Annotated in this window: 5 protein-coding genes; 3 read left to right on the top strand and 2 right to left on the bottom strand. The window is 42.0% G+C overall.

Annotated features, from left to right (window positions below):
- Window positions 1-140 precede the first annotated feature (140 nt).
- The gene (locus AACT52_RS37250; protein ID WP_073628623.1) at window positions 141-1,331 is read left to right on the top strand and encodes an AbrB family transcriptional regulator; all 1,191 of its coding nucleotides are present in this window, start codon (window positions 141-143) and stop codon (window positions 1,329-1,331) included.
- Between the two features lie 244 nt (window positions 1,332-1,575).
- A complete protein-coding gene (locus AACT52_RS37245; protein ID WP_073628621.1) occupies window positions 1,576-2,391 on the top strand; it encodes a DUF1838 domain-containing protein in 816 nt (271 codons plus the stop codon).
- Between the two features lie 55 nt (window positions 2,392-2,446).
- On the opposite strand, the gene AACT52_RS37240 is transcribed toward AACT52_RS37245, so the two are convergent.
- A complete protein-coding gene (locus AACT52_RS37240; protein ID WP_073628619.1) occupies window positions 2,447-3,052 on the bottom strand; it encodes a YdcF family protein in 606 nt (201 codons plus the stop codon).
- A 53-nt stretch (window positions 3,053-3,105) separates the two neighbouring features.
- Complete coding sequence (locus AACT52_RS37235; protein WP_073628617.1) at window positions 3,106-4,137, bottom strand: VOC family protein; 1,032 nt, start codon at window positions 4,135-4,137, stop codon at window positions 3,106-3,108.
- A gap of 789 nt (window positions 4,138-4,926) precedes the next feature.
- Between AACT52_RS37235 and AACT52_RS37230 the strand changes: the two genes are divergently transcribed.
- Window positions 4,927-6,876, top strand: a complete 1,950-nt coding sequence (locus AACT52_RS37230) for a response regulator (RefSeq protein ID WP_073628615.1) — start codon at window positions 4,927-4,929, stop codon at window positions 6,874-6,876.
- The last annotated feature ends 599 nt before the right edge of the window (window positions 6,877-7,475 follow it).

Raw genomic sequence — 7,475 nt, 5'->3', positions numbered from 1 at the left:
TACAGAGGAGAGTTTGAAAAAAGAGATTCCGGTTTATTCCGTTTTCTCGCTACACTATGGGATTACGTCAACGAGTGGCTGCGCGTTTTGTGCGATCGCGCTAGTTTGAGAAGATGAATTAATTTGAAAAAAGCAAATTGATGAATCAGACTTTAAGCGTAGCGGCTCCCAAGCAAGTTAGCACTCAAGAGCAAGCTGTTGTTGCCAAGCAGCAGATTCCTGTCAAGCCGTTGATTGTTTTGGGGTGGGAAATGCTTCTGGCATTACCCATAGGTTTAATCTTGGGAAGATTCCACATTGGAGGGGTTGCTTGGATATTTGGCGGTATTGTCTCTGGTGCAGTGGTGCTTCAGACGTGTCGGGTTTTGTATGGCTATACCCCCAAACCCAACCGGGCTGCGAGAAAGACAGGAATGGCACTTGTCGGGCTGAATGTCGGCTTTTCGGTTGCCCACGGTCATCTAGCTGATGTTGCTTCTTGTTTTCCTGTTTTTGGGGTTCTTACCTTTTTCCTGTTGGTGTGTGGTACCCTCATTGGCTATGTTTACTCGCGCTTAAGCAAAACGAATCTTTTAACGGCGCTGCTGGCTACAGTTCCCGGCGGTGTCGGACCTATGTCAGCGATCGCCGCAGATTACGGCAGAAATGTCGCCCTAGTGGCACTCGTGCAAGCGATTCGCGTCACTACCGTAGTTTTTCTAATTCCCTTAGTTGCCAGGTTATCATCCGGGGGCAATCAACTTTATCCGCAAGCACTTCCCATTAAAGGTGCCTTGCTCAGTCTCGAACCATCTCAATTAGGATTACTATTATTGGCGCTGCTATTTGGCGGATTAGCAGTATATCTTGCAAGATTAAGTAAAATTCCTGCTGGTGAGTTTTTCGGTGCAATAGTCGCTGGTATAGCGTTTATTCCTTTGCTAAATTTACTACCTTTTATAAGTGGTGTTAACTTTACTTTGCCGCCTTTAGTCAACATAGTCGGTCAAATGCTTCTGGGAATTACCATCGGTGAGTATTGGGGTGACAAACCCACTTTAGGGAAAAAGACCATAGTCTACGCCTTAATGTCTGTAGGAATGACCCTCGTTGCAGGGGGACTCGCCACCATCCTTGCTATGGAATTAACTTCCTGGGACTGGTTAACTTGTTTGTTAGTAACAGCACCCGGAGGTTCAGCGGAAATGATTTTAGTTGCCCTGACATTGCATCATAATGTTGAAATTGTCACAGCAGGTCATTTGGTGCGACTAATCGCGATTAACAGTTCCTTGCCAATATGGGTATATTTATTTCGGCGTCTTGACAGTCAACTGTCAGAATCTGCTTAGAAATGATTTTTGAACAAGAAGTCAGAAGACAGAAGTCAGAATTCAGAATCGATTGGTTAGGGATTGGGACGGGCAACCAATCGTTGACTACCTTTTCTACGATTTTGCTGGGGGAGTGTACCAAACTGGATTTTTGCCAAAAATTAGCGTGTAAATTGGTAGCTGATGCTAAATGACCCCATATCTAAGTATCATTTGGTTCTAATGCTATTTTTCCCTCACTCACAAACCAAGGATGCTGTAGATGGTCGCACAAATCAAAGAATTTGATGCCCAACACTGGGTGAAAACTCGTTCATCCCTTGATCCCAACGAATCAACCTTTCTCGCCTGGAAGGGCAATATTTACGCTTTTGTGCCAGGTGAAAAGAAAAAACTCCTATTTAAAATTGTCGGGATGAGCGTGAGTCGGTGTATTCCTACAGGAGAGGGTAGCTGGGATTTTACTTCTAGGGAACTGACTTATTACCTGAACCCAGAAACAGGTGAGATTTTGCATAAGTGGCAGAATCCTTGGACGGGGGAAACAGTCCCAGTTGTACACGTTGCCAATAATCCTGTGCAAGGTCATTTTAAAAGCAAGTTTCCAGCGCCTGTGGAAGGAGACAGTACAACCTTTGTGTTTGATATATTTCCCACTTATCCCAATCCTTTGGGGGAAAATCCCAAGTTTGCTGAGTATAGCCCACAAACTACTTATCAAGCGGCAGAGTTGTTTAAATTAACTGTTCCTACTGCAGATTTGTTGGACTCTGAACTTTCCTCTGTAACTGAACTCAAGCTGAGTTGGGATAGGATTGGTCAATGGCTTCCTTGGATGAAGATGGGCACACGCCTCGGTCATCTGATCTACAGTGCTTATGGAAGCAAAGTGAATGGCTTTAGCGAGTTACCGCAACTGCTGCAAGATGAAATCAATACCCGCGTACCTTTATACAAGAATGCACCCAAATCGTTTCTTGATGTGGAGGATATGACTTCTTGGCTTTACTTCCAACAGCACTTTGATGCTTACTTAGCCGGTGAAACCTTTCCGCTACCGGAGGCGGAGGAAATTTAGTTTCTGGGGAACCGCAAGAGGCAAGAGAGAACACAGAGGAAAGACAAGATGAAAGTTAAAATTTTAACACGAGGTAGACAAAGTAAAAATACGTCTCTCGCATCAGAAACTCAAACTGGCTTTTGAAACTGCGATAGCGAGTGGTGGGTGTAGGGGATGGATAGGCATCCATTCCCAAGTCTTGTGCCATTAACACGGCTCGCTTAAGATGCAGGGGGTCGCTGACAATGAGAAACTTAGATTGATGGTACAAAGACGCCACCTTCTGAGCATACTCAAGGTTCTGATGAGTCGTGTGCGATTCTGTTTCGATGAGAATATTGGCTGGTTTGACCCCCCGCGCCATTGCGTAACGTTTGCCGACAACGGCTTCAGCCAGATGATCGTTTTTGCCAACGCCACCAGTGAAAATAATGGTGCGAACAATCCCTCTTTTGTAAAGGTTTATTGCGTGGTTAATTCTTTCTCTGAAAACTGGAGATGGTTCGTCTCCCCAAACTGCTGCTCCCAAAACTATTGCAGCATCAGCTTTGACAATACGGTTAGCGCTGCCGTAAAAGTATATTCTGAATGCTGTGATTGCGACTACTAGCAGGAGTGCAGACACAATCCCAAGTACAACCAAAGCTAGCCATTGTGTTTTAGTTTGGTAACTGGGCATTGTTAATATCTCCCAATGTAAATTTACAACACTTCATCTCCGTTTTAACAAGTTTACACAGCTTCTAACAATGTCCAAAAGTAACCATCTGGTGCAACGAAGGAGAAACTCATCTCTCCAAACTCGTTGGGAACTATGTGTGTATACTTCTGCACAGGGCTTGCTTTAATGCGATCGCAGTACAGATCTAGTCCTCGTACCCGGTAGGTGTAAAGACAAACTCCCAAGCTGCCTGGTTGCGCGGCTTCATACTGGGAATTTAACTTCATAAAATCAGGAAAGCGAATGATGTAAAGTCTACCGGAACGCGCAGCAAACAGGTTTGTTGTTGAAGATCTGGGGTCATCAAAGGCGGTGAGATAAAACTTCTCCCCTGGTTGGAGGTCAAAAATCTCTCGACCTGCTAAGGAAGATTCGTAGCTTGTCTCTACATCGTCACGCACGCGCAGCAAACCCAAAACTTCGTCATAAAACTTTAGAGTTTCTTTGCTGTCATCCTGAATGACCATGCCCATATGAGTAAACTGGCTGGTTTTGAGGGTAGAATTTTTGTTGATGTTTCCGTAATGTGGCAGAGTATAACCAAACCTCTGAAAGAAAACCTGTCGCGTCAAGGGTTGCAACAAAAGCATTTCTCGTACCCCGATCACTGGTTCGATAAAAGGACGGCTTTTCTTGTCCTTGTTGTAAATAATTTCCCAGTGAGGGTATGTATATTTAATCGCCCAACCGGCTGTTTTAGCCTCCTCCACATGATTTAAGATGCTTAACACATCATCCGTTAAGCTCGTTGCCCAGCGATTTCCCTTCACTTTCATCGACCCCATCCCTAATCCCTCATTGGTGGGATTTTGCCAAATCATCAGACGAAGCAAACCATGATCTGTATACTGGTGGTAAAGGCGAATCGAACGTAAAGATGAATTGACTCCATATAATTGGTAAGCTGCGGCTTGTGATAATTCACCTACTTGACCAACGCGGTAGCCAAATAGTTCCCAATACTGAATAGCAGAAATTGGCTCTTTAACCCCAATACACACTTCGTAGATGCCTTCAATAGCCGTTTGTTGCCCCTGATTCATAGTTATTTATTACATATAATTCAAGTGCTTTTTTTAGCAGTGTTCAGTTATCAGTTAGTTTCTGTAACTAAGGATTTTTGGAATTTTTCCACAAATCAATTTGTTAGCTTGATATTGATTTTGTAAATGTAAATGCAAATGATAATTATAACTGTTTACTGTTAACTGAATATTTTTATATTTTATTAATAGAAAAAAATTTACACAAAATGATCATCAGCCAAAATTTAGTATTAATTTATACAAAAAAATACCAAGAATGAGTGTTGCTCTTTAATAAGAAACAAGTAGTTGTAAGAATCAACACTTGACAAGTGCGATTTTTAACATTAATTTTTTTGATTGTCATAGTGTTTATAGATTTTTGACGAATTTTGGAAACTATTAGTGTAATTTTGGATAGATTTTCAAAAAATTTCTACTTTTCTAGATATACTGGATTTCTGGTAGCCAATACTAAACTTTTTGTACTTTACGACTAGTTCAAGAACTTGGCAGTTAGAGATATTCAGGGTGACTCTCTATACAAATACAACACAAATAACACAAATACAACTTAAAAGTGTGTTCTCATCAGATGTATAAAGATATTACCTTGTGCTGTTCAAGTGCGCGCAAAATTCTAGCGCGCATATTTAGAATGAAAAAATGTAGGGAGCAACCACTGTTGAACGATATTTGCGCATAACACAGGCTGCTCTGGTGAATGGAAGTACCACTATTCTACTTATCAATAATTTATAAAATTAATACAACAGGCATGATGTCTCAAGAGGGAGAGAATTTTGCATGAAAATTCTTTTGGTAGAAGATGATGAGTTTAATGCTTTATTGCTTGAAAAAGCGCTCAAGGCATACAACTACCAGATTGAGATTGCAAAAGATGGTCCAACCGGGCTGGAGTTGGCAAAGATGTTTGAATATGACCTACTTTTGCTAGATGTCATGCTTCCTAAGATGGATGGCATTAGCCTTTGTCGGCAACTGCGTCTAGAGGGTTATCATATGCCCATTCTGATGCTGACTGCAAATGATAGTACCAGTCTTCGGGTTACAGGTATGGAGGCAGGTGCTGATGATTACATAACCAAGCCTATTGACCTGTCAGAATTACTAGCTCGGATGAAAGCGTTGCTGCGGCGGGCAAAGGTGATCTTACCTACAATACTGAGTTGGGAAAACTTACATCTAGACACCAACACAAGAGAAGTTACTTATAACGGCGAGAGTTTGCACCTCACCCCCAAAGAGCATGGTTTATTAGAGCTTTTCTTGCGCAATCCCGGCAGGATATTCACTCGCAATGCTTTGCTCGACAGCATTTGGTTATCCTCTGAATCTCCTGGAGAGGAAGCTGTGACAACCCAAATTAAAGGTCTGCGGCAAAAGTTAAAAGCAGTGGGAATGACCGAAGATTTGATTGAGACGCTTTACGGATTGGGCTATCGGCTCCGAAAAGATGAAAAGGGCACTAGCAGACAAGACTCAAAGAAGCAGAATAAGCGCAGATCCCTATCATGTACTGAGTTTTCGCAAAAGCGAGGCAGCGCGGTCTTGGGGGTTTCCCCCATGAGCGACTGCCGTCGCAAAGCCGAGGCAGAGGTTATAGTTCTCGTCAAAAAGATGTGGGAAGAGTTTAAAGGGAGCCGTCTACAGGAACAGTTGGAGTTATTTGAGCAAGTGCTAGCACACTTATCGACTGGAAACCTAGACAGCCATCTGCTTAAGCTAGCACACACAGAGGCTCACCGCTTAGCTGGTACTTTAGGGTGTTATGGCTTTCATGAAGGTTCAAAACTAGCACGGCAAATCGAAGTGTTGCTGCAAAGTTTAATGAGTTGGGAGCAATACCCACTTTGGCAGTTGGAGAGATTGGAGAAATTAATAACATCACTGCAAAAAATATTGCAGCAGCAGCCATCTCAAACTGCTACCCTTGCAACCTCTAAACTATCATTGCCGCGACTGCTGATCATTGATGATGACACTATCCTAACAGAACGAATCAAATTAGGTGCCGCAGCTTGGGGCTTACAGGTAGACGTAGCTACAGACTTGACCACGGCAAAAAGCGTACTTGCTTCATATTCTCCCAATGTGATTTTACTAGATTTGACTTTTTCCAACCCACAGGAAAATGGTTTAAACTTCCTATCAGAAATTTCTCAGAAAAATCCTAAAATTCCTGTTATAGTTTTTACCGCATCCAATCAATTTCGTTGTCGGGTAGAAGCTGCTCGTCTAGGGGCACAGACCTTTCTCCACAAAACTACGCCTGTGGATGAAGTGCTTTCTGTTGTGAGGAAATCACTCAATCAGTCTGCTGCTACTCATAAAGCTAAAATTATGGTTGTAGATGATGACCCCATTGTGCTAAATCATGCGAAATCGTTGCTTTTACCTTTGGGATTTGAAGTCACTACACTGCAACAGCCTCAACATTTTTGGAAGGAATTAGAAACTTTTACCCCCGAATTACTGATTTTAGACATTGAAATGCCAAATTTTAATGGGATTGAACTATGCCAAGTAGTCCGCACTGACAGCCGTTGGAGTCATTTACCCGTGCTGTTTCTCTCTGTCCATTCCGATGCAAAAATAGTGCGTCAAGTGTATGCGGTAGGAGCTGATGATTATCTGCGTAAGCCAATAGTGGAACAAGAACTGATAACCCGTGTTCTTAATAGGTTAGAGCGGACACAACAAAAGACAAGAATTAGCGTAAGGATTGCAGATTAAATTACGTGCAATTTATCTGGTTAAGATTGACCGAAAAAGACAAGGGAGATGGGGAGACACGGTGACGCGGAGAGTTTTGAATGATCCAGTGGTTTTCTTTTAGCTAGGCATTGCTCACTTTTGTAGGCAATGCCTACCCGAAGATTTGTGATCTCATCATAGAATCAGCGCTGTAAATAATTAGACGGATTTGATATTACAGGTAAAAACGGCTCAATTCTTGAAGGGGTTAAAACGCCTACTACAAACGATTGTGCAAATTCTGGATGAGGAGATAAGTGTAAATTTATACTTTATTAATTGAAAAAAACTTTAAAATACAAAGACTTGCTGTTGCATTCAATATCGGTTTTGTAGGATAGATATTCTGCCCAGAGTGGATTTAGCTAGCATGAATTGTGTAGGCTAGACTGTTTCCCCAATCGCTTCTATATGCCCCTATAGCAATCTTATTTGATTCGTGAAAGAGGGCAGACTTGCCAGACTTGGGGAAGGTATTTCACAAATGATTTAGGACTGCTATACATTCTTTTAAAATTTTAGAAAAATTGCGTAAAAAATATTTATTTTTAATCATAATATTTAATTAGCTTTAATTG

Origin of the sequence: Scytonema sp. HK-05, from assembly GCF_963872035.1 — a bacterium.
In the GTDB taxonomy this organism is placed as follows: Bacteria; Cyanobacteriota; Cyanobacteriia; order Cyanobacteriales; family Nostocaceae; genus Kalymmatonema.
Note: the sequence above shows the minus strand (reverse complement) of the source record. Positions and strands in the feature narration are given on the sequence as shown.

Coding starts and splice junctions, on each gene's coding strand:
- AACT52_RS37230 (WP_073628615.1), top strand. CDS start 4,927: ATGAAAATTCTTTTGGTAGAAGATGATGAGTTTAATGCTTTATTGCTT.
- AACT52_RS37235 (WP_073628617.1), bottom strand. CDS start 4,137: ATGAATCAGGGGCAACAAACGGCTATTGAAGGCATCTACGAAGTGTGT.
- AACT52_RS37250 (WP_073628623.1), top strand. CDS start 141: ATGAATCAGACTTTAAGCGTAGCGGCTCCCAAGCAAGTTAGCACTCAA.
- AACT52_RS37240 (WP_073628619.1), bottom strand. CDS start 3,052: ATGCCCAGTTACCAAACTAAAACACAATGGCTAGCTTTGGTTGTACTT.
- AACT52_RS37245 (WP_073628621.1), top strand. CDS start 1,576: ATGGTCGCACAAATCAAAGAATTTGATGCCCAACACTGGGTGAAAACT.